This window comes from Amycolatopsis anabasis (assembly GCF_009765355.1).
Classification (GTDB): domain Bacteria; phylum Actinomycetota; class Actinomycetes; order Mycobacteriales; family Pseudonocardiaceae; genus Amycolatopsis; species Amycolatopsis anabasis.
Genome location: NZ_VTHK01000002.1, coordinates 115870 through 142781, shown reverse-complemented (window position 1 = coordinate 142781; position 26912 = coordinate 115870). Strand labels below are relative to the sequence as shown.

Genomic DNA, 26912 nt, shown 5'->3' with positions numbered 1-26912 from the left:
GTGGACCCGTAGCCCGGTCACCTGCGCGTTCCGCTCACCCGCTCACGGACACGAAACGGGTTCCGGCGACGTTCTCGACCTCGACCGCGGCGACGTCCGCCGGGGCGACGAGCGCGGCGCCGTCGAGGTTGATGCCCTCGGCGGCTCCCTTCGGGGAAACCAGCCAGCCCGCGGCGGGCTCCCGGGCGCCGTCCTTCGACACCACCACCAGGCGGCATCGCTCCCCGGCCGGAATCCCGGTCACCGACGCGTTCACCCGGACCCATCCGGCCGCGGGGACCACGGCGACGGACAGCCGCGCCCCGGTGCGCGGTTCGGTCCCGGAAAGCACCCGGGTCCCGGCGGCCGGTGGTTCCGCCACGGGCGCCGGGGGTGGCGCGGCGCTCGGCGGCCCGGCGGGTGACTGTCCGATGAGGACACCCGTGCCGAGGGCTGCCGCGGCGACGACCGCGGCGGCCACCCCGGCGAGCAGCCGCCGCCGGCCGTGCCGGACGGCCGACTCGGACCGGACCTGGCGCAGCGTCCGCCGCAGCAGCAGGTCACCGTCGTCCGGTGGACCGTGCAGCAGGGCTTCCGCGGGAATCCGGCCGGCCATTCCCCGCACCTCCTCCAAGGCCGCCAGCTCGGCGCGGCAGGTCGCGCAACCGGCGAGATGCCGTTCGGTCTCGCGCGTTTCGATGTCGTCCAGCAGGCCCAGCGCGTAGGCCCCCACCAGCGGCGTCCCGTGCCCGTTCACGCCGGTGCTCCTTCCGGAACCGGGCGGCGACCGGACAGGGCCGTCCGCAGGGCCCGCAACGCGTAATGCGCGCGGGATTTGACGGTGCCCGGCGGAATGCCGAGCGCCCGCGCGGCCTCGGTGACGCTGCGATCCCGGAAGTAGACCTCCACCAGCACCGTGCGGTGGTCCTCGGAGAGCTTCTCCAGCGCGCCCAGCACGCTCATCGAATCGACGACCCGCTGGGCGTGGTCGGACGAGACCGGGGTGCTCGCGGTGGTTTCGGCGACCTCCGCCGGGCGCGCGGCCCTCGCCCGGGCCCGGTCGATCACCAGGTTGCGGGTGACCGTGAACAGCCACGCCCGCACGGATCCTTCCGCGGCCACCAGGGAATCCGCGTTCCGCCACGCGCGGACCAGGACCTCCTGCACGACGTCCTCCGCGGCCGCCCGGTCACCGGTGAGCCGGGTCGCGTAGGCCAGCAGCGCCCTCCCGTGTTCGGAGTACAACGAGCGGACGAGCGCCTCGTCCCTCGACGTCGTTCTTTTCCGGGCGAACAGCTTCGCCATGCCGACTCCCTGTTCCTCCAGGCGTATGCGGCGGTCCGTAGCTGATACGGGGCCCGGCCCGAGGCGGTTCGAACTTTTTTCGCGGCACCTGGTCGGCAGTTCAGGATCCGCGTCGCGGCGGCCGGGCGCGCGGCCCAGTAGTCCTAAGTGGACGACCGGGTCAGCAGGTCCCGCAGGGCCCGGGCGACCTCGCCGGGGGCTTCCTCGGCCATGAAGTGACCGCGGTCCACGGTCTGGTGCTGGAGGTCCGGCGCCCACGCGCTCCACCGGGCGACCGGGTCGTAGGGCAGTACCGCGCCCCAGTCCTGCTGCAGCACGGTGACCGGCATCCGCAGGCGCGTACCCGCCGCCCGGTCCCGTTCGTCGTCCTCGACGTCGGCGAACGCGGACGCGCGGTAGTCCGCGACGATCGAGGGCACCGCCTCGCGGGAGGCCTTCAGGTAGGCGGCCCGGATCTCGGCGGGCACCGCACCGGGGTCCTTGGCCCAGATGTCGAGGAAGTGGCCGAAGAACCGGTCCGGCGCGGCGGCGATCAGGTCCTCGGCCAGACCGGGCGGCTGGGCCATCAGGTAGAGGTGGAAGCCGACGGCCGCGGCCCGGCCCCGCAGGACGTCCCACATGTCCAGCGTGGGCAGCACGTCCAGGCAGGCGAGGTGGGTGATCGCCGCGGGATGGTCCAGCCCGGCGCGGAACGCGACCAGCGCGCCCCGGTCGTGCCCGGCGAGCGCGAACCGGTCGTGCCCGAGCGCGCGGGCCAGCGCGACGACGTCGGCGGCCATGGTGCGCTTGGCGTAGGCGCGGCCGTCCGGGTCGGCCGGTTTGCCGCTGTCGCCGTAGCCCCGCAGGTCCGGGCAGATCACGGTGTGCCCGGTCGCGAGGTCGGCGGCGACGTGCCGCCACATCAGGTGCGTCTGCGGGAATCCGTGCAGCAGCACGATCGGGCTGCCCGATCCGCCGACGGCGACGTTGAGCCGCACGCCGTCGGCGACGGTGACGTGGTCGTAGTCGAATCCGGTGATCTTCGGTTGCACTGTGTGTCCTTTCGTCCGGCCGCCGGTCGGCCGGTCGCCCCGCAGCATGCGGGCGGCGGATCAGTGCCGGATCAACGCCGGATTTCGTCGAGGAACGCGGCCACCCCGGCGGCCTCGGCCGCGCCGCGGCGCCGGAGCACGTCCAGGGCGGCGTGCAGATCGGCGCGCGCGGCGGGCGCGTCGCCGAGCCGCCACCGCGCCCGGCCGCGGGCGGTCAGCGCCAGGCCGCGGCAGTAGCCGTCGCCGAGTTCGCGTTCGATCGCGAGCGCCCGGTCCGCGGTGGCGACCGCCTCGTCGGCGCGGTCTTCGGCCAGTGCGCAGTGCGCGAGCCGCGCGAGCACCAGGCCCTGCCAGCGCAGGTCGTCGGCATGGCTGTAGCGCGCCAGCGCGTACCGCAGGCGCCGCTGGGCCAGGCCCGGGTGACCGGACCGCAGCGCGACGCATCCGGCCTGGTACAGCACGTGTGCGAGGGTGCCGTCCTGCCCCAGTTCCCGCGCCTGCTCCAGCGCGTCGGACACCGTCGCCTCCGCCTCGGCGGCGCGGTCCAGCTCGGCCCGCGCGCGGGCGACGTGCGAGTGCAGCAGGATCCGGTCGGCGTCGCCGCCGAGTTCGGTGAACAGCTCGCGGGCCCGCAGCAGCGGCGGTAACGCGCCCGCCGGATCACCGCCCGCGAGCAGCACCACCCCGAGGTCGCGGGCGGCCACGGCCGCGGTGTACCCGTCCCCGGCCCGCCGCAGGCTTTCCCGCAGCAACTTCTCCGCCCGGGCGAACGAATCGCTGCCGTAGTGCGGCGCCGCGAGCAGCCGCAGCATCCGCGCGGCCCGCCGGTCGTCCCCGCGCAGCAGCTCCAGCGCGCGCTCGGCCGGTGGTTCCAGTTCCCGGTGCCCGGCCGTGCCCACGATCAGCGGTGACCACGCCCACAGCACGTCCGCCGCGGTGGCCGGGGCCACGTCCATCACCCGGGTCACCGCGGCGAGCAGCAGGCGGTGCTCGGCGTCCAGCCAGGCGCGGGCTTCGGCGGCGTCCGCGAGCGGCACGCCCGGGGCGGACGGCCGGTCGAGGTGCCGGACCAGGGCACTGCCCGGTGCGAGGTGCGCGGCCGCGGTGAGCACGGTGGCCAGCACGTGGTCGGCCACCCGGCGCACGGCCGCCTCCCGCTCGGCCGCGGTGTCCGCGCGGGCGCTCTCCCGGCGGGCGAAGGCGGCGACCAGATCGTGGTACCGGTAGCGGTCGGGGCCGACCGGCTCGACCAGTCCGGCGTCGACGAGCCGCTCGGCCAGCCCTTCGGCGACGTCCTCCGCGCGGTCGAGCACCACGGCCGCGGTCGCCGCGGTGACGGGCGGCAGGTCCGGCACGGCGAGCAGCCGGAACGCCCGCGCCGCTTCGGGTTCCAGCGCCGCCGAGCCGACCCGGAACACCGGTTCGACGGCCAGTTCGCCGTGCCGCAGCTCGTCGAACCGCTGCCGCTCGTCCCGCAGCCGGGCGGCCAGTGCGGACAGCGGCCGGGACGGTCGCGTGACCAGCCGCCCGGCGACGATCCGGATCGCGAGCGGCAGCCCGCCGCACGCGGTCACCAGGTCGCGGGCGGCGTCCGGTTCGGCGGCGACCCGGTCCGCGCCGAGGATCGCCGCCAGGAGCGCCAGCCCCTCGTCCGCGTCGAACTCCGGCACCTCGAAATACCGCGCGCCGGGCACGGTGAGTGTGCGCGATCGCGTGGTCACCAGCACGGCACATCCCGGGGCGCCCGGCAGCAGGGGCCGGACCTGCGCGGAATCGGCCGCGTTGTCCAGCACCACCAGCATCCGCCGCCCCGCGAGCCGGGACCGGTACCGGGCGGCCCGTTCCGCCACGCCGTCCGGCACCGCGCCGTCGCCGACGCCCAGCGCGTGCAGGAATCCGGTGAGCACGGCCCCCGCGTCCACCGGCTCCGCCTCGGCGCCGCGCAGGTCGGCGTAGAGCTGGCCGTCCGGGAAACCGGGCCGGGCGGCGTGCGCGGCGTGCAGCGCGAGTGCCGTCTTCCCGGCTCCGCCCAAGCCGGTGAGCACGCCCACCCGCACGGCGTCGTGGGCCGAGCCGAGCACGGCACCGAGTTCGGCGGTGAGCCGCGCGCGGCCGGTGAAATCGGCGGGGTCCGCGGGAAGCTGCGCGGGCACCGGTCCGCGCACCGGCGCCGCGGGTTCCCCGGCGAGCACCTGGGCGTGCCGCGCCGCCAGCTCCGGACCGGGTTCGATGCCCAGTTCCGCGACCAGGACGCGGCGCGCCTCGGCGTAGGCGTCGAGGGCCTCGGCCTGCCGCCCGGCGCGGTGCAGCGCGAGCATGAGCAACGCCCACGCCCGTTCCCGCAAGGGATGTTCGGCGACGAACGCGCGCAGCCCGGCGACCACGTCCACGGTCCGGCCCAGCTCCAGCTCGCACGCGAACAGCTCTTCCCGCGCGGTGCTCCGCAGCTCGGCGAGCCGGTCGCGTTCCCGCTCGGCGAACGGACCGGGGATCCCGGCCAGCGCGGTTCCCGTCCACAGGTCCAGCGCGGCCCGGAGCGTTTCCGCCGCGCCGGCGGGGTCCGCGGACGCGGCGGCGAGCAGGTCCTCGAACCGGCGGGCGTCGACCGCCGCGCCGGGCACCCGCAGGGCGTAGCCGTCGCCGACCGAGACCAGCAACTCCCCCGGGCTCCGCGCCGACCGGCCGGGCTCCAGCACCGCGCGCAGCTGGAAGGCGTGGGTGCGCAACGCGCCGAGGGCACGCGGCGGCGGCCGCTCACCCCACACCGCGTCGACCAGTTCCCCCGCGCTCGCGGATCGGCCACCGCGCAGCAGCAGGGCGGCGAGCACCGCGCGCCGCTGCGGCGGACCGAGCGGCAGCTCCCGGCCGTCGCGCTCGGCCCGCACCTCGCCGAGCACCCGGAAGCTCAGCGGGAAGGGCGGGTTCGCTGCATCCGGCACGGGCGCTCTCATTCTCCGCGACTGCTGGGTCCACAACGGACACTACTGGTCACCCGCGGCAGGTCGTCGTCGGCTCGACCCGGCCCGGGCAAGACAACGTTGTCGCATCGGATTACGACGTCCGGGCGAGCCGGGGTGTCTGGAACAGGACAGGCTCCCACCATCCCCTTGACGACCTCACCGGTCCTTGCCCAAGGTGGCCAGCGGCGGCGGTTACGACAAGGTTGTCAGCCGCCCGGAGATCAGGAGTGGCGATGAGGTTGTCGAAACTGGTCACGGCGGTGGTTCTGGCGGCGGCAGGCGTGGCCGTGCTGCCCGCCCCGAACGCGGGGGCCGCGCCCGCGGCGGCGGATCTCGCGCGGTGGGTCAACCCGTTCGTCGGCACCCGGCCGGGCGGCCAGGACCACGGCACCGGCGGCGGGGCGGGCAACACCTTCCCCGGCGCGGTGGCGCCGTTCGGCATGGTCCAGTGGAGCCCGGACACGGTGAAGGCCCAGCACGGCGGCTACTTCTACGACGACACCGCGTTGAAGGGGTTCAGCCTCACGCACCTGTCCGGGGCGGGCTGCTCGACCTACCAGGACATCCCGTTCATCCCGTTCGCCGGTGAGGTCACCACCTCGCCCGCCACCGATCCGGGCCGGTACACCTCGAAGTTCTCGCATGCCGACGAACAGGCCACCGCGGGCCGCTACACGGTCAAGCTGGGCAGCGGGATCGGGGTCGACCTGACCGCGACCCAGCGCACCGGCTCCGGCCGGTTCAGCTACCCGGCCGGGGTGCCGTCGACGTTGCTGGTCAACACCTCCGGTTCGGTCATGGGCACCGACGACGCGCAGGTGACCATCGGCGAGGACACCATCAGCGGCTGGGCCACCAGCGGCCGGTTCTGCGGCACCGACTCCAGCTACCGGGTGTACTTCCACGCGAAGTTCGACACCCCGTTCGCCTCGGTCGGCACCTGGCGCAACGGCACGGTCACCCCGGGCCGCACCTTCGAAACCGGTGGGGCGCAAGCGAAAGTAGCCCGGCCGAACGGTGACCGAGCGGCGCGGGCGCATTCGGAGTCGATCGCCCCGGCGGACACCACGGTCAGCGGGCCGGGCAGCGGCGGGTTCGTCACCTTCGACAACCTCACCGGCGCCGAAGTGAACGTCCAAGTAGGACTGTCCTTTGTGTCCACAGACGGCGCGAAGGCGAACCTCGCCGCGGAGCACGGCAAACGCTCCTTCGACGACGTGGCCAAGGCCACCCGCAAGGCGTGGAACGACCGGTTGAACCAGATCGCGGTCACCGGTGGCAGCGACGCCGACCGCACCACCTTCTACACCGCGCTCTACCACTCGCTGATCCAGCCGAACGTGTTCTCCGATTCCAACGGCAAGTACATCGGTTTCGACGGGCGGGTGCACACCGCCGAGCGCGGGCACGCGATGTACACGAACTTCTCCGGCTGGGACATCTATCGCTCCGAGGCGCAACTGCTGGCGATGCTCGCGCCGAAGGAGACCTCGGACATGGTGCGGTCGATGATCGCCTACGCCGAGCAGGGCGGCTCCTGGGACCGCTGGACCGTGGCGAACGACTACACCGGCGTGATGAACGGCGATCCGTACCACATCATCGTGTCCACCGCGTACGCGTTCGGCGCCCACGACTTCGACGCGAACAAGGCGTTGCTGCTGATGCTGCGCGGCGCCACCCAGCCGACCCAGGGCTACACCGAACGACCGGGCCTGGAGGACTACCAGAAACTCGGGTACGTGCCGGGCGCGGGCGCGGACACGCTGGAGTACACCAGCGCCGATTTCGCCATCGCCCAGCTCGCGCGCCGCCTCGGCGACAGCGCGACCCACCAGACGTTCATGACCCGGGCCCAGTACTGGCAGAACCTGTACAACCCGGGCACGGTCCACCTGCAACCCCGCCGCGCGGACGGCGCGTTCGCCGAACCGTACGATCCGGCGAGTTCGTCGGGCTGGGTCGAGGGCAACGGTGCGCAGTACGACTGGATGGTGCCCTACAACGTGGCGGGCCTGATCACCGCGTTCGGCGGCGACCGGGCAGTGGTGTCGCGTTTGGACACTTTCTTCACCGAGCTGAACGCGGGCACCAAGAAACCGTATGCGTTCCTCGGCAACGAACCGAACGCCAACACCCCGTGGCTGTACGCCTTCGCGGGCGCGCCGCACAAGACGCAGGCGATCGCCCGGCGGGCGATGAACGAGCTGTACAACCCGCGGCCGGAGGGCCTGGTCGGCAACGACGACCTCGGCCAGATGTCGTCCTGGTACGTCTGGGCGGCGCTCGGGATGTACCCGGAGATCCCGGGCCGCGCGGAACTGGTGCTCAACTCCCCGCTGTTCACCAAGGCCGTGGTCACCACCGGCGCCGGGAAGACCATCACGATCAACGGCCGGGGCGCCGCGCCGAACGCCCCGTACGTCACCGGGCTGAAGATCAACGGCAAGGCGTACGGCAAACCGTGGCTGCCGGAATCGCTGGTGTCGACCGGCGGCACGCTGGACTACACCCTGTCGGCCACCCCGGACCCCGCGTGGGGCAGCGCGCCCGCCGACGCGCCGCCGTCCTTCCGGGAAGGCGAGAAACCGAGCCTGTCCTTCACCGATCCGGCACGGGTGGTGATCCCGGCGGGCGGCAGCGGCAAGGCGTCGGTCGGGGTGCAGGACCTGTCCGGTACCGCCCGCGCCTGGCGGTGGAACGCGGCCGGAGTGGACGGGATCACGCTGACCCCGGCGTCGGGCGAGCTGGCCGTGCCGTCCGGGGGCAAGGCGCGGGCCGAGGTCGCGGTGGCGGTGCCGCCGGGCACGGCCGAGGGCTCGCACCGGATCCCGGTGACGTTCACCTCGCCGGGACAGCAGGCGATCCAGGCGGTGCTCACCGTCCTGGTCGCCGAACCGGGCAGCTGGCTGTCGGTGGTCAACAACACCGGCATCTCCCCCGACGCCAAACCGGCGGCGGCGAACTTCGACGGCGTCGGCTGGAGCTACTCGGCGGACGCGCTCGCCGCGGCGGGCGCGAAACCGGGCGGCACGGTGACCGTCGACGGGCTTTCCTACACCTGGCCGAACTTCCCGGTCGGTGAACCGGACAACGTCGTCGCGCAGGGGCAGACCGTCGCCCTCCCGGGCGCCGCCGCGGGCGCGGGGAAGCTCGCCCTGCTCGGCGCCGCGGCGAACGGCAAGGCCTCGGGCACGCTGACCATCACCTACACCGACGGCAGCACCACCCGCGCGGATATCGGCTTCTCCGACTGGACCCTCGGCGGCGGCAGCGACCAGCCGTCGTTCGGCAACCGGATCGCGGTGTCCACGCCGTACCGCAACTCGACCGGCGGGCAGCCGCAGCAGATCAGGACGAACGTGTTCGCCACGGTGCCGATCGCGCTGGATCCCGGCAAGCGGGTGCGCGGCATCACCCTTCCCGCCCAGGTGCAGGGCGGCTCGCTGCACGTCTTCGCCGTCGCCCTGGGCTGACCGGGGCGCCGCCTATCATGATCGGGTGACCACGGATCCCGTGCGGCGACTGACCGAGCTTCCGCTGAACCGGCGGGTGGTCGTGCGGTACCGGATCGAGGGCGGGTTCACCGACGCGCTGGGGTATCTGCGTTCCCGGGACGACTCCGGCTGCCAGGTGGAGACCCGGCGCGGCCTGGTGACGGTCGCGTTCGCCGACGTCGTCGCCGCCAAACCGGTCCCCGAACGGCCCGCCCGCCGCGCCATGTGGTGAAGGTCGCCGGGAACCGCCAGGGGTCGCCGGTTCGCGAACGGGGGCGCGGGCCTTCCTGAACGGGTGCGGCCCGGGAGTGGAACCGACCTACCGAAACGGAGAACTCGCACGTCCGAAACGGGGGACTCGCGCCGGCGAGAGCGAGCGTGCGTGTGCGCAGCCGTTCAGGCGGGTTCTTCCAGCGGCGCTTCGGGCGGCAGGCCGAGCGCGCGGCGGGCCTCGGCCGAGGGCTGGGCCAGATGTTCCCAGCTCCCCTGCTGGCCGGTGACCTGGGTGGCGCCCGCGGCCGTGAAGTTGCGCTCCACCCAGGGAGCGAACGCGGCGCCGTCGGGCGCCCGCTCGGCGGCGCGCACCGCCCAGTGCTCCCGCCCGCCGGTCAACGTCATCACCACCGGGCCCGGGTTCCGGTGCCTTGGACCAGCGCGTCACCCCGCCGCGCGAACTCCTCGCAGGCGGTGTCCAGCCCGACCCGCAACTCGTCGCCGTCCAGGCGGCTCTCCACGATCCGCTCGGTGCAGAACCAGCGCGGCCCCAGTTGCGGGAACGACCGCGACAGCGTGCCGCTGCCCGCGGTGCCCGGTCCGAACGGCGAGGCGTGCAGGTACTCGTCGATGACCGGCAGCGCCGAGTTCTCCAGGTCGGCATCCTCGTGCGGGGTGAAGAAGGCGTCTTCGCCCGCGGTCACCCACCAGGCGGCGATCCCGGCGACGAGCACCCCGGCTCCGGCGATCCCGGCGATTCGTCGTATCCGCATGGCCGGACCCTAGTGGCAACGGCCTGGAATTCCGCGCTACCGCTCCAGGCGCAGTTCGCCGGGCAACAGGCCGAACACCACGGTGTCGCGGACACGTGGCACGGCGCTTCGACCACGCCCGGGCGGCGGTCGGCTTCCGGCTCGCACCTCCGCTTCCAGAGCGGCCGCCGCTTCGGTGAAGGGCTCCACGAGCGGCCAGGAGAAGCGCAGGCACACAGGGTCGGCGAAACCGGCGAACCGCTGGGGCACATCGGATCCGCGCCAGGGCCGCAGGGCGACGGTCCCGTCCGCGAGCGGCGGATCGGGGAACGGCAACCCGGGCATTCAGTTCACCGCGGCGGGAGTGTCCGCCTCGCCGGGGACCGGGTGGCCGAGGTGGCTGAGCCAGTCGCGGAACACGCGGTGCAGCGCCTCCGCGCCGACCACCGCGCCCGGTGGCGGCAACTCCTTGGGGTACAGGAGAAATCCCCGGTTCTGCGGGCCGCCGAGCCCGCCGTGCGAACCGACGTGCGGCTCGAACGGCGACGCGTTCTGCGTCTCCGGGTCGTACCGGCTGTTGATCATGATGTCGGCGCAGTGCGGGAACTCGTCCACCCGCCGGACGAGATCGGCGGCGTGCTCGCCGTACGGAACGAGCGGATCCTCGCCGATCACCACGCCGGTGGCCAGCCTCCGCAGCCCGTCGCGCCCGAGCACCACCGGGCCGAACTGCTCGCTGCGCACCAGCATGAACCCGACGCCGTCGTGGTCCACGAGCGCGGGCAGCAGCCGCGGGAACTCGCGTTCGATGGTCTCCAGCGGAACGCGGCCCGCGTGCTCGGTGAACGACACCATGGCCAGGTGGCCGGAGACCACCACGACGACCCCGGGCGCCGCGCGGGCCACGGTTCCCGGCGCCCCGCTTTCCGTGCGGGTCCGGTCCTCCGCGGTCCCCGCCCGCTCCACCCGGGCCCGCAGGCGCCGCGCGATCAGGCCGCCGCCGGAGGTCGCCTCGGCCAGCGCGGCGCCCATCTGCCAGCCCTCCGCGGGCCGCCGCGCGTCATGACCGCGGCACGGTTCGCCGTGCCCGTCCCCGCACAACCGGCCGACGACCTCCTCGATCCGCTCGCCGAACCGGTCGGCGAAGGCCCAGCCCTGGGTCTGGCCGTGGTCGGAGAGCACCACGAGGTGGTAGCGGCGCGGGCCGAGCCGGGACGCCCGGTGGAGCCGGTGGATCTGCCGGTCGATGTCGCGCAGCACGGCGAGCGTGTCGAACCGTTCGATCCCGGAGTGGTGCGCCACCTCGTCGTAGCCGAGGAAGTCGGCGTACACCACCGGCCGCCCGGCCAGCATGTCCTCGATGATCGCCCAGACGACGACGTCCCGCGCGATCACCGTGGTGCCCGGGCGGGCCAGCGGGTACAGGCCGCCGCGGCGGACCCGGGGCCGCACGTTCGCCCGGCGCTGGCGGGCCGCCGCCAGCAGTTCCCGGACGACGTCGGCCAGCGCGGCGGCCACCGTGCGGACCAGGTTCACCGGGCTGGCGAAGTAGGCGAAGTACCCGGCGCCCACCCGATCCCGGCGACGGCGGCGCAGCCCCTTGGGCACCAGCACCGAAACCGCGCTCATGGTGAGGCTGACGTGCGGCGCGTCGCCGGTGAACAGGTTGCCCCGGCTCGCCCCGTCCCCCGCGAGCAGGCCGCGCCCATTCGAGTGCCGCCGCTCGATCTCGGCGGCGTCCCGGGGATGCGCGCAGGCCATCACGTGGTCGCGATCCTTTTCGTACCAGCGGAAACCGAGAATGTCGTGATTGGACCCGTGCAGGATGCCGCAGACGCTGGCCCCGGTCTGCGAACTCCAGTCGGTGTGCCACGGGGTCAGCGCGTGGCTGTCCTCGGCGAGCCACGCCGCGAGCGTGGGCATGTCGCCGTCCCGCACCGCGCGCTGGACGACGTCGTGCGCCAGGCCGTCCACCTGCAGGAAGATCACCCCGGGCGGTTCGTCGCCGGAGCCCGCGCCCGCCGCGCTCCGGCGGGCGACCCGGCGGAAGAAGATCTCCTCGCGGTCGATGGCCAGCAGGCTGCTCATCAGCGCGCCGACCGCGGACATGCCGACCGTCACCGCGACCGCGGTCCGGAAATCGGCGATCTCCACCCCGGGCACGGCCTTGAAGATCGCCAGGGTGCCCGCGCTGATCAGCAGGAAACTCCCCAGGCCGAGCGAGAACAGCACGACCGGCAGGGCGATCCGCAGCACCAGCGGCCACAGCCCGGCGGTGAGCGTGCCGAGCAGCAGCGCGCAGACCGTGGGCTGCCACCAGTGGTGCATCGCGAACCCGGGCAGCAGGGCGTCCAGCCCGAGCAGGGCGCCGGTGACCGCGGCCCAGATCAGCACGATCCGGGCGGCCATCCGCCCGCCGCGCAGCAACCGGCCACGGTGCGGGCTGGTCACGATCGGTCCGCCGCGGAGATCTTCGCCTTCCGGCGCCTGTTCACCAGGCTGGACACCACGGTCACCAGCAGCACGAGGGCGGTCGCCAGCAGGGTGGCCACCAGCGGTGAATCGAAGATGCCCCCGCTGACGATGCCGAGCAGGGCGTAGGCCAGCGCCCACAGCAGGCAGGCGCCGAACGCGGTGCCCAGCAGTTTGCGCCACGGGTAGGCGAGCGCCCCGGCCGCGAGCAGCACCGGGATCCGGCCCGCCGGGACCAGGCGGCCGATCACCACGAGCTGCCAGCCGCGCCGGACGAACTGGTCGCGCACCTTGGCCAGCCGATCGGCCTGCTGGCGGCGCGCGATCCAGCGGACCGCGGCGTCGCTGCCGAACCGGGCGAGGCCGAAGGTGATCACGTCACCGAGGTAGGCGCCGACGGTGGAGAGCAGAATGACGATCGGGAGCGAGAGGTGCGGCGTGGTCATCGCGACCGCGGCCGCCGCGCCGACCACCGCGCCGGTGGGCACGACCGGGATGATCGAGCCGAGCAGGACGCCGCCGAACAGCGCCGGGTAGCCGATCGACGCGGGATCCGTCCAACTGCTCATGCGCCCGCTCCGCTGACGCTCCGCGTGGCATTCGCCAGATGCGCGGTGTTGAATGATTCGCTCGCAAGCTCGCTCATGCCCTTCCCTCCGCGGCCCCCAGCGGCACCTCGGTTCCCGGCGGCGCGACCACCACCGCGGTCTCGTGCCCGGCCGCGGCGACCGCGGCGGCGAACTCCCGCGGCGGTTCGGCCAGCAACCGGCGCATCCGCGGGGTGCGCGCGAGCCCGGCGACCGCGAGCGTGCCCCAGTGCACCGGGACCGCGATCCCCGGCCGCACCAGGCCGACCGCACGCGCGGCGCGGACCGGATCGAGGTGGCCGGGCCCGAGGTTCGGCCCCCAGCCCCACACCGGGAGCAGGGCGACGTCCACGTCGGCGATACCGGCCATCTCGTCGAACAGATCGGTGTCCCCCGCGGAGTACACCCGGACGCCGGGCGCCTGGATCAGGTGCCCGATCGCCGGGGCCCGCGGGCCGTGCGTGAGCCGGGGTCCCCAGCGATGCCCGGAATGCGCGGCCCGGACGGCGGTGACCGCCAGCGCGTCCTCGGTGAACGTCTCGCCGATGCCGAGTTCGGTGACCCGGGTGAAGCCGCGGCGGCGCAGCCACGCCCCCGCGCCGCGCGGGACCACCACCGGAACGTCCACGCCGAGCAGCCGGAGCGAGGGCAGGTGCAGGTGGTCGCCGTGCAGGTGCGAGATGAGCACCAGATCGGCGTCCCGCCAGGTCGCCGGGTCCGGCGGCGGCACCACCCTGGTCAGGGCGCCGACCCGGGAGGTCAGCACCGGATCGGTGAGCACGACCCGTCCGGCGACTTCCAGGCGGACCGTCGAATGTCCGAGAAATGCCATGGCCAGGTCGCGCACGCGTCCGAGTATCACCGGTCCGGCGCCTGGACGCCCGTGGGAAGCGCCGGGAAGAGACGAGGAGAACACCGCCGGGGCTGCCGCGACCCGGAACGGCTTGATCCCTAAGCTCACTCCCGTGGCGAAGTACTTCGACGTGCATCCGGACAACCCGCAGCGGCGCTCGATCGGCCAGGTGGTCGACATCGTCCGCGGGGACGGCCTGATCGCGTACCCGACCGACTCGTGCTTCGCCCTGGGATGCCGGCTGGGCAACCGGGACGGCCTGGACCGGATCCGGTCGATCCGGCACCTCGACGACCGGCACCACTTCACCCTGGTGTGCCAGGACTTCGCCCAGCTGGGCCAGTTCGTCCACATCAGCAACACGGTCTTCCGCGCGATCAAGGCGTCGACGCCGGGCAGCTACACGTTCATCCTCCCGGCGACCAAGGAAGTGCCGCGCCGGCTGCTGCACGCGAAGAAGAAGACCGTCGGGGTGCGGATCCCGGATCACGTCGTCGCGCAATCCCTGCTCGCCGAACTCGGCGAGCCGCTGCTGTCCAGCACGCTCCTGCTGCCCGGCCAGGAGGAGCCGATGACCCAGGGCTGGGAGATCAAGGACCTGCTCGATCACGTGCTGGACGCGGTGATCGACTCCGGGGAATGCGGCACCGAGCCGACCACGGTCATCGACTTCTCGCAGGACGAACCCGAGATCGTCCGCTACGGCGCGGGCGACCCCGCCCGCTTCGAGTAAACCCACCCGTTACCGCCGTAACGGTTGACCGGTATGCGTGCACACCGTTACCGTTCAAAGCCATGACTGGTAACGAGGTGGTGCCGTTCCGGATCGAGGTACCCGAGGAAGACCTCCGCGACCTGGCCGGACGCCTCGAGCGCACCCGGTGGCCCGAAGCCGAGACCGTGGCCGACTGGTCCCAGGGAGTTCCCGCGGCCTACCTGCGGGAACTGTGCGCCTACTGGGCGAACGGCTACGACTGGCGAGCCACCGAGGCGCGTTTGAACGCCCTCCCCCAGTTCCGCACCGAACTCGACGGGCTGCGGATCCACTTCCTGCACCTGGAGTCACCGCATCCCGGCGCCCTGCCGCTGGTCCTCACGCACGGCTGGCCCGGTTCGATCCTCGAGTTCGAGAAGGCGCTCGGGCCGCTGACCGACCCGGTCGCGCACGGCGGTGACGCGGCCGACGCCTTCCACGTGGTCGTCCCGTCCCTGCCGGGTTACGGCTTCAGCGGCAAACCGGGGCGGCCGGGCTGGGACGTGGACCGGATCGCCCGGGCCTGGGCCGAGCTGATGGACCGGCTGGGTTACCGGCGCTACGGCGCGCAGGGCGGTGACTGGGGCACCAGCATCACCGCGAGCCTGGCGCGGCAGAATCCCGGCCCGCTCGCCGGAATCCATCTCAATCCCCCGCTCGCGCCGCCCGATCCCGCGACCTTCGACGAGCTGACCGGGCCGGAGCGGGCCGCGCTCGCCGATCTGGAGCGCGCCCGGAAGGACGGTTCCGGCTACGCCGCCCAGATGTCGACGCGGCCGCAGACCATCGGGTACGGGCTGGTGGACTCGCCGGTCGCGCTGTGCGCGTGGATCGTGGAGAAGTTCCAGGCCTGGGCCGACTGCGCCGGCCATCCCGAGCACGCGTTCACCCGCGACGAACTGCTCGACAACGTGACGCTCTACTGGCTGACCGGCACCGGCGCGTCCGCCGCCCGCCTGTACTGGGAGAGCTTCGCGCAGGTGTCCGGCTGGTTCACCGAGTCCATAGTGGACACCATCGCGGTGCCCACCGGCGCCGCGATCTTCCCGAAGGAGATCCCCCGCCCGTCCCGGCGCTGGGCGGCGAAGCGGTTCACCGACATCCGGCAGTGGCACGAACTCGACCGCGGCGGCCATTTCGGCGCCTTCGAACAACCCGGGCTGTTCGTCGACGAGGTCCGCTCGTTCTTCCGGCTCGTGCGCTGACCTGACCTCGACAATGGTCAGGGTTCCAGGACCAGCGACCTGCTAGGCCGTGCCGCACTGCGCGGCGCTCCTCCGCGACCGCCCCTCCATCGCCGGTCACCTCCGGACGCGGGTCGATTCCGGCCTTCTTCCTAGTGCAAAAGAGTTATTCGGTGTCACATCGTGGACGCCGAACAACAAGCTCTGAACAATGCGCGCGGAGGTGAGGGGTTTGCCTCGTCCGGAACGTCCGCTGAGCGGCGGGGACGACGAACTGCTGCGGTTCGCGGGGGATCTCCGGCTGTTGCGGGAGAAGGCGGGCAGCCCGGCCTACCGGGAACTGAGCCGGCTCGCGCACTACTCGGCGGGCACCCTGTCCGACGCGGCGAGCGGCCGGCGGCTGCCGTCGCTCGCGGTCACCCTCGCCTACGTCCGCGCCTGCGGCGGCGACGAGGAGGCGTGGCGGGAACGCTGGCACGAGGTCTCGGCGGCACTGGCGCCGCCGGAACCCGAGCACCCGGCCACCGGTTCGCCGTACGCGGGCCTCCGGCCGTTCGGGCCGGACGACGCCGCGCGGTTCCACGGGCGCGAGCGGCTGGTCGAGAAGATCACCACTCGCCTGGGCCGGCAGCATTTCCTGGCCGTGGTCGGCGCGTCCGGCTCGGGGAAGTCCTCGCTCCTGCGCGCGGGCCTGCTGCCCGTCCTGCGGGCCGCCGAGGACCGGGTGCCGCTCCTGATCACCCCGGGCGCCCATCCGCTCCAGGAATGCGCCGTCCACCTCGGCACCCTGCTCGGGGTCACCGCGGGCGGCCTGCTCACCGATTTCGAGCGGGATCCCCGCGATCTCGGCTTGGCGATGCGCCAGGCACTGACCGGCGACCGGCCGGACACCGAGTTCGTGCTGATCGTCGACCAGTTCGAAGAGACCTTCACGCTGTGCCAGGATCCGGCGGAGCGGGAACGATTCCTCGCCGCCCTGGTGAACGCGGCGACCGATCCCGGCGGCCACAGCCGGATCGTCCTGGGCGCCCGCATCGACTTCTGCGGGCGGTTCGCGAGGCATCCCGATCTCCTCGCCCTGCTCGAGGACGGCCAGGTCCTGGTGGGCCCGATGACGACCGAGGAACTGCGCCGGGCGATCACCCAGCCCGCGATCGACGCCGGGTACCGGGTGGAAACCGCGCTGGTGTCCCGGCTCATCGCCGACGCGACCGGCCAGCCCGGCATGCTGCCGCTGCTGTCCCACGCGCTGCTGGAAACCTGGCGGCGCAGCCGCGGCAACACGCTCACCCTGGCCGGTTACGAATCCGCCGGTGGCATCGAACGGGCGGTCACCCAGACCTCCGAGCAGGTCTACGGCACGCTGAGCGCGCCGCAACAGGCACTCACCAAGCAGATCTTCCTGCGGCTCACCGCGCTCGGGGAGGGCACCGAGGACACCAAACGCCATCTGGCGCGCGGCGAACTCGACCGGGACGACGAGGACACCGCGACCGTCCTCACCCGGCTGGCCGATGCCCGGCTCATCACGCTCGACGACCGCGGGATCGACGTCGCCCACGAGGCGCTCATCCGCGGCTGGCCCCGGCTGCGCGAATGGCTGACCGAAGATCGCGACGGGCTGCGCGTCCACCGGCGGCTCACCGAGGCCACCGACGCGTGGGAAGCGGTCGACCGCGACCCCGGTTCGCTCTACCGCGGCACCCATCTGGCCCTGGCTCAGGACTGGGCGAGCGGCCACGGCGACGCACTGTCCAAACGGGAGCGCGAGTTCCTCGAGGCGAGTTCGGCGGCGGAGGCGGCCGAGCGCGCCGCGGCCCGGCGCCGCACCCGCCGGCTGCGGCAACTCGTCGCGCTGCTGGCCGTCCTGCTGGTGCTCGCCCTGTGCGCCACGTTCTACGCGGTGCGCGCGGAGCTCACGGCGACCGCGGAGCGGAACCAGGCCCTGTCCCAGAAGGTCGCCGGCCAGGCGACAACCCTGCGGACGACCAGACCGGCGACGGCCGCGCAACTGAGCCTCGCCGCCTACCGGCTCGAGCCGACCGTCGAAGCCCGCAGCAGCCTGCTCAGCACGTTCGCCACCCCGTATGCCACGCAGCTGACGAACCACACGAACAACGTCAACGCGGCGGTGTTCCGGCCGGACGGGCAACTGCTGGCGACGGCGGCCTGGGACAACACCGCCCGGCTCTGGGACGCGCGCGACGCGCACCACCCCGTCGAACTGGCCGTGCTCACCCCGCACACGGCCAACGTGGTCGCGGTCGCGTTCACCCCGGACGGGCAGGTCCTCGCGACGGCGAGCTGGGACGGCACGGTCCGGCTGTGGGACCTCGCCGATCCCCGCCACCCGAGCGAACTCGCCACGATCAAGGCGCACGAGCAGGAGGCCATGACGGTCGCGTTCAGTCCCGACGGGCGGCTCCTCGCCACCGCGGGCACCGATCGCGCGGTGCGGCTGTGGAACGTCACCGATCGCCGGGCCCCCGGCGAACCGGCCGAGATCGGCGGCCGGGCCGAGGAGGTCCGGAACGTGGCGTTCAGCCCGGACGGGCGGGTGCTGGTGACCGGTTCGCGGAACGACGTCGTGCGGTTCTGGGATCTCGCCGGCGCCGAACTGCGTGCCAGCACGCTGTCTTCGGCGGCGTCGGCGGTCCCGGCGACCAGCCATATCGACACCCTCGCCTTCAATCCGGCGGGAAACGTCCTCGCCGTCGTGGCCAACGACCGCACCGCCCGGCTGTGGGAGGTCGCCGATCCCCGCAACCCCACCGAACTGGCGACCCTGTCCGGCCACACGGACGTCCTGCGCGCGGTGGCTTTCAGCCGGGACGGGCGCACGCTCGCCACCGCGAGCGAGGACCGCACGGTACGGCTGTGGGAGGTCACCGATCCGCGCCAGCCGCACCCGGTGGTCACGTTGAGCGGTCACGACCGGGTGGCGGCCGTGGGGTTCAACCACGACGGGCGCACCCTGGCCACCGCGAGCGACGACCGCACCGTGCGGCTCTGGGACCTGCCCGGGCCGATTCTCACCAGCCACGCCGCCGGCGTGTGCCGGGTGGGCTTCGGCCAGGACGGGCGCACGGTGATCACCGGCAGCCGGGACAACACCGCGCGCCTGGTCGACGTCGGCGACCCGGCCGGCCCGCGGGAGAAGGCGAGGCTGACCGGCCACACGAACCCCGTGTGCGGCGGGACGATCAGCCCGGACGGGCGCTGGCTCGTCACCGGCAGCTGGGACCACACCATGCGCGTGTGGGACCTCGGCGATCCGGCCAATCCCGGCGCCCCGGTGACGTTCGCCCGCAACGAGGACGAGATCGACGCGGTCGCGCTGAGCCCCGACGGGCGCGTCCTGGCCACCGCGAGCGACAACGCCACCGTGCGCCTGCTGGATTTCGCCAATCCCCGCGATCCCCGCGCGCTGGTCAGGTTGACCGGGCACACCGATGACGTCCACGTACTGCTCTTCGGTCCGGACGGCCGCCTGCTCGTGACCACGAGCTGGGACCGCACGATCCGGCTCTGGGACATCTCGGATCCCTTCCACCCGGCGCAACTCGCCGTCCTGACCGGCCACGCCCAGGCCGTCACGGCCGCGGCCATCAGCCCGGACGGGCGGTGGCTGGTGACCGCGAGCCCGGACCGCACCACGCGCCTGTGGAACATCGCGGACCCGCGCGCTCCCCGGGAATCCGGCGCGCTCACCGGGCACACCGATGCCGTGCGCGCCCTCGCCTTCAGCCCGGACGGCCGCCGGTTGGCCACCGCCGCCAACGACAACACCGTGCGCCTGTGGGATTTCACCGACCCCGCCGCGCCGAGCGAATCCGCCGTGCTGACCGGGCACACCGACCGGGTCCACGCGGTGGCCTTCGGCCCGGACGGCCGCACCCTCGTCACCGGAAGCGCGGACAACACCGTCCGGATCTGGGAAACCGACGTCGAGCGGACCGCGGCCCGGATCTGCGCCGGTACGTCTTCCCGGATCACCCAGGACGAATGGGGTCGCTACTTCCCCGGCCTCCCCTACGAATCGCCGTGCTCCTGACAACCTGGCCGGGGAACGCGCACCCGATCCGGACATACCAGGTGGTTCGTTAACTCTTGACCGAATCCAGGGCGCGAAGTATGGTCTAGACCACATTGGCAGCCGATGTGGTCTAGACCGGAGGACACCCTGCGTTCCTCCGGCCCGGTGTTCCCTGCTCTGTTGTGGGTCCCTGCCCCTGAAGGACCGGCCGCTCCCTGCTCGCCGGTCCCGACCGTCGCCCCGGGGAACCGCAGTTCTCCCGAAAAGGAGCTGTCATGAACGTGAAACGCAAGGTCATCGCCGCCGCGGTCGGCGCCGCGATCTCCCCCGTCGTCCTGGTGGCGCTGCCGTCCGCGACCGCCAGCGCGCACGGGTACGTCAATTCGCCGCCGAGCCGCCAGGCCCAGTGCGCGAAGGGAACCGTGCCCTGCGGCGCGATCAAGTACGAGCCGCAGAGCGTCGAAGGCCCCAAGGGGCTGCGCAACTGCCACGGCAACAACGCGGCTTTCGCGGAACTGAGCGATGACAGCAAGCCGTGGAAGCCCACGGCCGTCGGCCGCACGGTGACCTTCAACTGGACGTTCACCGCCCGGCACCGCACCAGCAACTACGAGTACTTCCTCGGCGGCCAGCGGATCGCCGTGTTCGACGGCGGCAACGCCCAGCCACCGGCCAACGTTTCGCACCAGGTCAACCTGGGCAACGCGACCGGCCGGCAGAAGGTGCTCGCGATCTGGAACATCGCCGACACGGCGAACGCCTTCTACGCCTGCGTCGATCTGCAGGTCAGCTAGCGACCCGCGGTCCGGTGGGCCCGCACTCCGCCCGGAGTGCGGGCCCACCGCTATCTGTTCAAAAAGATCCATCTCGCATTAAAAACCGTTGAATTCGCGTGGGCTTTGTCACCCTGTGAATCAATCGAGAAATGTAACGCTATTCGCGGGGTTGTCAGTGGAGATCCCGGTCTGCTCTAATCCCTTTCGGCCACCGATCTGGCCACAAGTTCCGGGCGGCCCACGATGCCGCCCCAGCAGACAGGAATACTCCGAACGAATGAATAACATGGACCGAAGAAGATTTCTCAAGAGATTCGCCACCGGTACCGCCATGGCCGGGCTCGCCACTGCGGGCGTACTGACCGGCGCCGGGCTTTCCGGCGCCTCGGGCGGGCTGGACGAGACCTACCGGGGGCGGAGCATCCACGTCACGGCCGCCGGCAACGTCTACATCGACGGCATGCCGTTGCACGTCATGCGGAACGCCGACGACTCCTACTGCAGCGTCATCGACCACCACGAGAAATTCCCCACGCTGATCGACACCGCCCGCGCGGCGGTCGACTCGCTCGGCGGCGCCGAGCTTGAGCTGGTCGGTCATCACCACGCCTGATTCGTCATTTCTTTTGCCGAAATCGAGAGCAGGGGATTCTTTTCATGGGAGTGCGCAAGAACCAGGCGAACCTGACCGCGGCCGAAAAGCAGAATTTCGTCCAGGCGATGCTGGCGATGAAACGCAACGGCCGGTACGACCCGTTCGTCACCACCCATCTGCGGTTCGTCACCAGCGACGCCGACAACGCGTCCCGGGTCGGCCATCGGGCGCCGTCCTTTCTGCCCTGGCACCGGCAGTTTCTCCTGGAATTCGAACGGGAACTGCAGGCGATCGACCCGTCGGTCTCGCTGCCGTACTGGGACTGGACGGCGGACCGGACCACCACGTCGTCGCTGTTCGCGGCGGATTTCCTCGGCGGCGACGGCCGGAGCCAGGATCTGCGGGTGCTGACCGGCCCCTTCGCCGGGGAGGACCGGTGGCCGCTGACGGCGCGGACCAGCAGCCAGCCGTTCCTCAAACGCCGGTTCGGCGGCCGGTCCGGGGAGCAGCTGCCGACCAGGGCGCAGGTGGATCGCGCGCTGGCGATCGAGGTGTACGACCAGACGCCGTGGAACTCGGCGTCCGCCGGCGGTTTCCGGAACACCCTGGAGGGCTGGGTCGGTCCGGGGCTGCACAACCAGGTGCACCGGTGGATCGGCGGTGACATGGGCGGTGGCGCCTCGCCGAACGATCCGGTCTTCTGGCTGCACCACTGCTTCATCGACAAGCTGTGGGCGGACTGGCAGGCCAGGCATCCCGCGTCCGGTTACGCCCCGGCCCGGAGCACCCGGGACGTGGTGGCGCTCAACGAGCCGATGCGCCCGTGGAACACGGTGACCCCGGCCGATCTGCTCGACCACACCAGGTATTACACCTACGCATAGTGCTCAGCGCGCCGAGCACCGGCGCGAGTCCTCCGTTTCGGACTACCGAGTTCCCCATTTCGGTAGGTCGGCTCGGCATCCGGGCACCCACGAGCACGGCGAAAAGCCACACACTGGGAAAACCCCACTCGTCGCACGACAGGCACGGTCGTACCACACCGCGGGACCGTCGGTGCCGCATGGCAACCTGTGACCGTTGCGGGTGCGTCACTGCGGAATTCCGGTGGAGGTGCGCGAGTGGGCGATTCGGGGCCTGAACTGGGCCCGCGTGGGGTTTTCGCGGAACGGTTCGCGTTGCTCTACGCCGAAGCGGGGGCTCCGCCGCTGAAGCGGGTGACCGAATCGGTCGCTCGCGCCCGCCGGGTGGACGAGCGGGGACAGCCGGTCCGGGTGACCGCCCAGCGGGTGAGCGACTGGCGGCGGGGGCGGAATGTTCCGGCGCGGTTCACCGCGCTCGCCGCCGTGCTGTGGGTGCTCATCGAACAGGCGCGCCAGCTGCGGCCCCACCCGGTCGTCCCGGAACTGTACGACCTGGACCGGTGGCGCGAACTGTGGGAACACGCGCTGACCAGTCCGACCGCCCCGGCCGCCGAAACCCCGGCCGAGGACGCCGCGGCGGTGTGCCCCTATCGCGGGCTCGCGGCGTTCCGGCCGGAGGACGCCGCCCGGTTCTTCGGCCGGGACCGCAGCACCGCCGACCTCCTGGCGCAACTGTCCGACGCGGCCGAAACCGGCGGCATCGTGGTCCTGGTCGGCGCCTCCGGTGCGGGGAAGTCCTCGTTGCTCGAAGCCGGTGTGGTCCCCGCGCTGCGCTCCCGGGGAACGCCGGTGATCACGATGACCCCGCGCGACGAACCGGTGCGCGAACTCGCTGGCCGGCTGCACGAACTCGCGGAACCGATGACCGGGGCCCGGACGGATCCCGGATTCGCGGCGAACATCCGGGCGGCGCTGGGCGAAACCCGTCCGGTGCTCGTGGTGGACCAGTTCGAGGAGATCTTCACGCTCTGCGCGGACGAGGAGCAGCGGCGGACCTTCATCCAGACGCTGCACGCGGCCGCCACCCCCGCGGCCCCCGGCGAACCCATTCCGGCGACCGTGTTGCTCGGGCTGCGCGCGGACTTCTACGGCCAGTGCCTCGATCACCCGGAACTCACCAGGGCGCTGCAGGATCGGCAGTTCGTGCTCGGGCCGATGACGACCGCCGAACTGCGGGAAGCGGTGACGGGCCCGGCGAAATCGGTCGGCCTGCACCTGGAAACCGGCCTGGTGGACCTGATCCTGCGCGATCTGGGACTGGGCCGGACCGGCGCCGCCGAGGACGTCCACGACGCGGGGTCGCTGCCGCTGCTCTCGCACGCGTTGCTCGCGACCTGGCAGCGGCGGCAGGCCGGGCGGCTGACCATCGCCGGTTACCGGGCGGCGGGCGGGATCCAGGGCGCGGTCGCGGCCACCGCCGAACGCGCCTGGGCCGAACTGAACCCGGCCGGGCAGGCCGTGGCTCGTTCGATGCTGCTGCGGCTGGTGCGGATCGGCGAGGACATGCGCGACACCCGCAGGAGGTCGACCCGGCGGGAACTGGTGGACCACGCGGATCTCCCGATGGCCACCGAGGAGGCGCTGGAGGTGCTCACCGCGGCGCGGCTGGTGACCCTGGACGCGGAGTCGGTCGAGATCACCCACGAAGCCCTGCTGCAGGCCTGGCCGCGGCTGCGGGACTGGATCGACCGGGACCGGGCCGGAATCCTGGTGCGCCAACGGCTGGAGGAGGACGCGGCGGCGTGGCGCCGGCACGGCCGCGACGCTTCCCTGCTGTACCGGGGCGCCCGGCTCGAGTCGGCCCAGCAGTGGGCGGACACGGCCGGGGTGACCGGGGTGGCACGCGAGTTCCTCGCCGCGTCGCGGCGCCAGCGCCGCCGCACCGGCTGGGCCCGCCGCGCGGCCGTCGCCCTCGTGGTGGCCTTCGCGCTGATCGCCGCCTCGGCCGCGGTGGTCGCCTTCCGGCAGCGGGACGACGCCCGGTTCCGGCAGGTGGTGAGCGAAGCGGACCGGTTGGAGGAGTCCGATCCCTCGCTGTCCGCGCAGCTCAACCTGGTGGCGCACCGCCTGCGCCCGGATGACCGGGAGGTGTCCGCCCGGCTGCTGTCCACCCAGCAGGCGCCGCTCGCGACCCCGCTGTCCGGGCACACCGGCTCGGTGTACTGGACGTCCTTCAGCCCCGACGGGAACCTGCTCGCCAGCGCGGGAAACGACCACACCGTCCGGCTCTGGGACGTGCGCGACCGCGCGCACCCGCGACCGCTCGGCCCACCGCTGACCGGGCACACCGGCTGGGTCTCCTCCGCGGTGTTCAGCCCGGACGGCCGCACCCTGATCACTGCGGGCGACGATCACACCATCCGGCTCTGGAACATCACCGACCCCGCACACCCGGCGCCCCTCCGGACACCGCTCACCAGCGAGAACGGCACCATCTACACGGCCACCGCCAGCCCCGGCGGTCACCTCCTGGCCACCGCGAACGACGACAGGACCGTCCGGCTCTGGAACTTCAGCGACCCGGCGAACCCGGCGCCGCTGGGGCCACCGCTGACCGGTCACGGCGAACGTGTGCGCACGGTCGCGTTCAGCCCGGACGGCCGCACGCTGGCCTCCGGCGGGAACGATCAGACCGTCCGGCTCTGGAACATCACCGACCCCGCGCACCCGGCGCCGCTGGGCGGGCCCCGGACCGGGCACGCCAACACCGTGCACTCGGTGGCGTTCAGCCCGGACGGGCGCACCCTGGCCTCGGCGAGCGACGACAAGACCGTGCGGCTCTGGGACGTGCGCGATCCGGCCGCGGCCACCCCGCTGGGCGCGCCGCTCATCGGGCACACCGGGGACGTCTGGCAGGTGGCCTTCAGCCCGGACGGCCGCATGCTCGCCTCCGCGGGCGACAACACGGTCCGGCTGTGGAACCTGGCCGATCCGGCCAAGGCCACCGCGCTCGGCCCGCCGCTCGCCGCGGCCACCGGCTCGGTGTTCAGCGTGATGTTCAGCCCCGACGGCCGCTCCCTCGCCGCCGGCAGCGACGACGGCACGGTGCGGCTCTGGTCGCTCCCATCGGCGCTCCTGCTCGGTCATTCCGCCGCCGTGACGTCCGCGCGGTTCAGCCCCGACGGCCGGGCGCTGGTGACCGCGGCCCGGGACGACCGCGTCCGGCTGTGGAACGTCACCACCCCGGACGATCCCGTCCCGCTCGGCCCGCCTTTGCCCGGACGCCCCGGTTACGTCAACTCCGCGGCGTTCGCCCCCGACGGCCGGACCCTCGCCGCCACCAGCGGGGACGACGCCGTGGTGCTGTGGGATGTGGCCGATCCGGCGCGGCCGCGCGCACTCGGCCCGGCGCTGGCCCTGCGCACCCGGTACGGCAGCCCGGTGGTCTTCAGCCCGGACGGCCGGCTGCTCGTCACCGGCGAAGACGACCAGTCGGTGCGCCTGTGGAACGTCACCGATCCGGCCCACCCGGTGGCCGTCGGCCCGCCGCTGAGCGGCCACCCCTCCTACCCGAACTCGACGGTGTTCAGCCCGGACGGGCGGATCCTGGTGACCGCCAACGGCGCCGATCAGACGTTCCAGCTGTGGAACGTCAGCGATCCGGCGCACCCGGCACCGCTCGGCAACCCGCGCGCCGAGCACACCGCGCCCGTTCGCTCGGCGGCGTTCAGCCCGGACGGCCGGACGCTCGTCACGGGCAGCGACGACAAGACGATCCGGTTCTGGGACCTGGCCGACCCCGCCGATCCGAAACCACTCGGCCGGCCCCTCCCCGGCCACACCACCGGGGTGAGTTCCGTGGCGTTCGGCCCGGACGGCCGGACCGTCGCCAGCGGCAGCGACGACACGACGATCCGGCTGTGGGATCTCACCGATCCGGCGGATCCGAAACCACTCGGCCGCCCGCTCACCGCGCACGCCGATTCCGATTCGATCACCGTGTTCAATCCCGACGGGCGGTTCCTGGCGTCCGCCGGGCAGGACGGAACCGTGCGCCTGTGGAACCTCGACGAGCGCGCCGCCATCCGGCGGATCTGCGCCGCCACGCGCGGAATCCTCACCCGCGAGCGCTGGGGACAGCACCTTCCCCAGCTCGCCTACCGGCCACCCTGCGACTGATCAGGCCGTCGCCCGGAACCGCGCGACCGTCTCCAGCGCCTGCCGGGTCGCCTCGATGTTGTGCGCGCGGAACACCGCCGCCCCGGCGTGCGCGGCCACACTGGTCGCGGCCACCGTGCCCGCGAGGCGGTCCCGCACCTCGACGCCGAGCGTCTCGCCGATCAGGTCCTTGTTCGACAACGCCACCAGCACCGGCCAGCCGGTCGCGACCAGGCGGTCCAGGTTCCGCAGCAGCTCGAGGCCGTGCAGGGTGTTCTTGCCGAAGTCAAAGGTCGGATCGATGAGCACGCTTTCCCGGGGAACGCCCTTGAGCACCGCCTTCTCCGCGGCCCGCCCGGCCTCCTTGATCACCGACTCCACCACGTCGGCGTAGTCGGGCCAGAAGGCCCCCGCACCGCGCGGGTAGGGATCGGTCCGCGGCGGCAGCCCGCCGGTGTGGGAGCACACGTACCCGGCCCCGAATTCCGCGGCGACGCCGACGAGCGCGGGATCGGCCCCCGCCCAGGTGTCGTTGAGCAGATCGGCGCCCGCCGCGCACGCCGCGCGGCCGACCTCGTGCCGCCAGGTGTCCACGCTGATGACGAGTTCGGGGTACTGCCGCCGGACCTCCACGACGAACGGCACCACCCGGTCGATCTCCTCCTCGACGCCGACCTCGCGGCCCTCGCCCGCCTTCACCCCGCCGATGTCCACGATGTCCGCGCCTTCGGCCACGGCCCGGTCGACCGCCGCCTTGGCCGCGTCGTCGCCGAAGGTCGCGCCCTTGTCGTAGAAGGAATCGGGCGTGCGGTTGATGATCGCCATCACCAGGGCCCGATCCGTGCGCATGCGGCGACCGCGGAACACCAGTTGCGGCATACGCGGAGTCATGCGGAT

General features: G+C 72.8%; 20 protein-coding genes. 9 read left to right on the top strand and 11 right to left on the bottom strand.

All coding sequences use genetic code 11. The features are described from left to right. Positions 1 to 34 precede the first annotated feature (34 nt). From FXO23_RS02785 to FXO23_RS02770, 4 genes are all read right to left on the bottom strand, one after another. Entirely contained in the window at positions 35 to 736 is a 702-nt protein-coding gene (locus FXO23_RS02785) for an anti-sigma factor family protein (protein WP_158880404.1), read from the bottom strand. Beyond that, entirely contained in the window at positions 733 to 1284 is a 552-nt protein-coding gene (locus FXO23_RS02780) for a sigma-70 family RNA polymerase sigma factor (RefSeq protein WP_158880402.1), read from the bottom strand. Before FXO23_RS02780 ends, FXO23_RS02785 begins: the two co-directional genes overlap by 4 nt. A gap of 143 nt (positions 1285 to 1427) precedes the next feature. Further along, a complete protein-coding gene (locus FXO23_RS02775; RefSeq protein ID WP_179956665.1) occupies positions 1428 to 2315 on the bottom strand; it encodes an alpha/beta fold hydrolase in 888 nt (295 codons plus the stop codon). A gap of 71 nt (positions 2316 to 2386) precedes the next feature. Beyond that, a complete protein-coding gene (locus FXO23_RS02770; protein WP_158880398.1) occupies positions 2387 to 5254 on the bottom strand; it encodes an AfsR/SARP family transcriptional regulator in 2868 nt (955 codons plus the stop codon). A gap of 254 nt (positions 5255 to 5508) precedes the next feature. Between FXO23_RS02770 and FXO23_RS02765 the strand changes: the two genes are divergently transcribed. After that, entirely contained in the window at positions 5509 to 8751 is a 3243-nt protein-coding gene (locus FXO23_RS02765; protein ID WP_158880396.1) for a GH92 family glycosyl hydrolase, read from the top strand. A 25-nt stretch (positions 8752 to 8776) separates the two neighbouring features. Further along, entirely contained in the window at positions 8777 to 9004 is a 228-nt protein-coding gene (locus FXO23_RS02760) for a putative acetyltransferase (protein WP_425484833.1), read from the top strand. A 164-nt stretch (positions 9005 to 9168) separates the two neighbouring features. Here FXO23_RS02760 and FXO23_RS02755 read toward each other — a convergent pair whose 3' ends face one another. The 6 genes from FXO23_RS02755 to FXO23_RS02730 form a co-directional block, all read right to left on the bottom strand. Then, complete coding sequence (locus FXO23_RS02755; protein ID WP_158880394.1) at positions 9169 to 9390, bottom strand: hypothetical protein; 222 nt, start codon at positions 9388 to 9390, stop codon at positions 9169 to 9171. Then, positions 9390 to 9758 (bottom strand): hypothetical protein, encoded by a 369-nt coding sequence (locus FXO23_RS02750; protein WP_158880392.1) that lies wholly within the window; start codon positions 9756 to 9758, stop codon positions 9390 to 9392. The genes FXO23_RS02755 and FXO23_RS02750 overlap by 1 nt, the downstream gene beginning before the upstream one ends. A 36-nt stretch (positions 9759 to 9794) precedes the next feature. Next, positions 9795 to 10082, bottom strand: coding sequence for a hypothetical protein (locus tag FXO23_RS50695; protein WP_179956664.1), 288 nt, complete (start codon positions 10080 to 10082; stop codon positions 9795 to 9797). Further along, the gene (locus FXO23_RS02740; protein ID WP_158880874.1) at positions 10083 to 12146 is read right to left on the bottom strand and encodes a phage holin family protein; all 2064 of its coding nucleotides are present in this window, start codon (positions 12144 to 12146) and stop codon (positions 10083 to 10085) included. A 38-nt stretch (positions 12147 to 12184) separates the two neighbouring features. Then, entirely contained in the window at positions 12185 to 12778 is a 594-nt protein-coding gene (locus FXO23_RS02735) for a DedA family protein (protein WP_158880390.1), read from the bottom strand. A 73-nt stretch (positions 12779 to 12851) separates the two neighbouring features. Next, a complete protein-coding gene (locus FXO23_RS02730) occupies positions 12852 to 13643 on the bottom strand; it encodes an MBL fold metallo-hydrolase (protein ID WP_246256847.1) in 792 nt (263 codons plus the stop codon). Positions 13644 to 13761: 118 nt separating this feature from the next. Here FXO23_RS02730 and FXO23_RS02725 point away from each other — a divergent pair, with 118 nt between their 5' ends. From FXO23_RS02725 to FXO23_RS02695, 7 genes are all read left to right on the top strand, one after another. Then, positions 13762 to 14382, top strand: coding sequence for an L-threonylcarbamoyladenylate synthase (locus tag FXO23_RS02725; protein WP_158880388.1), 621 nt, complete (start codon positions 13762 to 13764; stop codon positions 14380 to 14382). 62 nt (positions 14383 to 14444) lie between these two features. After that, positions 14445 to 15608: an epoxide hydrolase family protein gene (locus FXO23_RS02720; RefSeq protein ID WP_158880386.1), complete on the top strand. Its 1164-nt coding sequence runs from the start codon at positions 14445 to 14447 to the stop codon at positions 15606 to 15608. Between the two features lie 211 nt (positions 15609 to 15819). After that, entirely contained in the window at positions 15820 to 19641 is a 3822-nt protein-coding gene (locus tag FXO23_RS02715; RefSeq protein WP_246256845.1) for an nSTAND1 domain-containing NTPase, read from the top strand. 257 nt (positions 19642 to 19898) lie between these two features. Further along, on the top strand, positions 19899 to 20417 hold the full coding sequence (locus tag FXO23_RS02710; protein WP_158880384.1) for a lytic polysaccharide monooxygenase auxiliary activity family 9 protein: 519 nt from the start codon (positions 19899 to 19901) through the stop codon (positions 20415 to 20417). A 259-nt stretch (positions 20418 to 20676) separates the two neighbouring features. Then, a complete protein-coding gene (locus tag FXO23_RS02705; protein WP_158880382.1) occupies positions 20677 to 21012 on the top strand; it encodes a tyrosinase family oxidase copper chaperone in 336 nt (111 codons plus the stop codon). A 44-nt stretch (positions 21013 to 21056) separates the two neighbouring features. Further along, positions 21057 to 21878, top strand: coding sequence for a tyrosinase MelC2 (gene melC2 / locus FXO23_RS02700; RefSeq protein ID WP_158880380.1), 822 nt, complete (start codon positions 21057 to 21059; stop codon positions 21876 to 21878). A 237-nt stretch (positions 21879 to 22115) separates the two neighbouring features. Next, positions 22116 to 26036, top strand: coding sequence for an nSTAND1 domain-containing NTPase (locus FXO23_RS02695; RefSeq protein WP_158880378.1), 3921 nt, complete (start codon positions 22116 to 22118; stop codon positions 26034 to 26036). Here the strand turns inward: FXO23_RS02695 and folP are convergent, their stop codons facing one another. Next, positions 26037 to 26894, bottom strand: coding sequence for a dihydropteroate synthase (folP, locus tag FXO23_RS02690; RefSeq protein WP_218951890.1), 858 nt, complete (start codon positions 26892 to 26894; stop codon positions 26037 to 26039). Positions 26895 to 26912 lie beyond the last annotated feature (18 nt).